Source organism: Pseudomonas sp. B15(2017) (assembly GCF_002113215.1).
GTDB lineage: Bacteria > Pseudomonadota > Gammaproteobacteria > Pseudomonadales > Pseudomonadaceae > Aquipseudomonas.
In genome coordinates, this window is the sequence record NZ_NEJZ01000033.1 from 1 (window position 1) to 1,467 (window position 1,467).

At 59.2% G+C, this 1,467-nt stretch carries 2 protein-coding genes; both read left to right on the forward strand.

The window, feature by feature from the left end:
- Positions 1-87: 87 nt before the first annotated feature.
- A complete protein-coding gene (locus tag CAF73_RS29445) occupies positions 88-603 on the forward strand; it encodes an Hcp family type VI secretion system effector (protein ID WP_007949952.1) in 516 nt (171 codons plus the stop codon).
- Positions 604-732: 129 nt separating this feature from the next.
- On the forward strand, positions 733-1,467 hold a 735-nt coding region (gene tssI / locus CAF73_RS29450; protein WP_139834887.1), incomplete at its 3' end, for a type VI secretion system tip protein TssI/VgrG.

The following is a 1,467-nucleotide window of genomic DNA, read 5'->3' on the forward strand; positions in this document are numbered from 1 at the left end:
CTGGCACGCTCCTTGATAACAGTCAGGCACCCACCGGGCGATTTCGCCTCCCGGGCACCCTAACTTTATCCGCAAGGAGCACCTCCCATGGCAACACCAGCGTACATGTCGGTTACCGGCGAAAAACAAGGCCTGATCACTGCCGGCGCTTTCACCGCCGACTCCGTTGGCAACACCTACCAGGAAGGCCACGAAGACCAGGTCATGGTTCAGGCTTTCACCCACGACGTGATCATCCCGCGTGACCCGCAATCCGGTCAGCCAACCGGTCAGCGCGTTCACAAGCCAGTTGTGATCACCAAGGTCTACGACAAGGCTTCGCCTCTGTTGCAAGCCGCTCTGACCTCCGGCGAGCGCATGAGCGAAATCGTTATCCAGTGGTACCGCACTTCGGCTCAAGGTACCCAAGAGCACTACTACACCACCAAACTGGAAGACGCGATCATCGTCGCCATCAACAACAAAATGCACAACTGCCAGGATCCAGGCAACGCGCACTTCACCCACCTGGAAGAAGTGCAGTTCACCTACCGCAAAATCACCTGGACCCACGAAGTATCCGGTACTTCGGGTTCCGATGACTGGCGTGCTCCAGTCGTTTAATTACGGCTGATCGTTTCAAGCATCGGCCAGCTCTGCTGGTCGATGTTGTTTACGCCCCTCCAGAATTTCGCGTGCGTTGACCGGTTTTTCCGGTCGACGGGCGCCGCTGTACAGCACGAGGAACAAGGGATGTTCGCGCCGGCCAATGAAACCCACTTTGCCCTGACCATCGAAGGGCTTTCCGCCGATTTCCAGGTGTTTACCCTCACCGGTCGGGAAGCCATCAGCCAGCCGTTTGCCTTCGAGGTGGAGCTGGTCAGTGAGCAGCCGTCGCTGGACCTCGAAACCCTGCTGCACAAGCCGGCCTTTTTGCAGCTGTCGCCCGACGGCAGCGGCATCCACGGCCTGATCTACCGCGCCGCGCAAGGCGACTCCGGCAAACGCCTGACGCGCTACTCCGTGACCTTGCGCCCGCAACTGGCGTATCTGGCACACCGCATCAACCAGCGGATCTTCCAGAACCTCAGCGTGCCGAAAATCATCGGCAAGGTCCTCGAGGAACATGGCATCCAGAGCAATGCCTATGAATTCCAGACCGGTTCGATCTACCCCGAGCGTATCTACTGCGTGCAGTACGACGAATCGGACCTGCATTTCATCCAGCGCCTGTGTGAAGAAGAAGGCATTCACTACCACTTCCAGCACAGCGCCACGGCGCACAAACTGGTGTTCGGCGATGACCAGACGGTGTTTAAAAAACTGCCGCCGGTGGCCTATCAGCAGGACTCCGGCATGGTCGCCAGCGACCCGGTGATCAAGCGCTTCGACCTGCGCCTGGAAACCCGCACCAGTCGCACCACCCGCCGCGATTACGACTTCGAAAAACCGCGCCTGACGCTGGAAAGCGAAAACCGCGGCGACGCC

What these genes read in the sequence shown, in the direction of transcription:
- CAF73_RS29445 (WP_007949952.1), top strand. Translation starts at nt 88, where the DNA reads ATGGCAACACCAGCGTACATGTCGGTTACCGGCGAAAAACAAGGCCTG.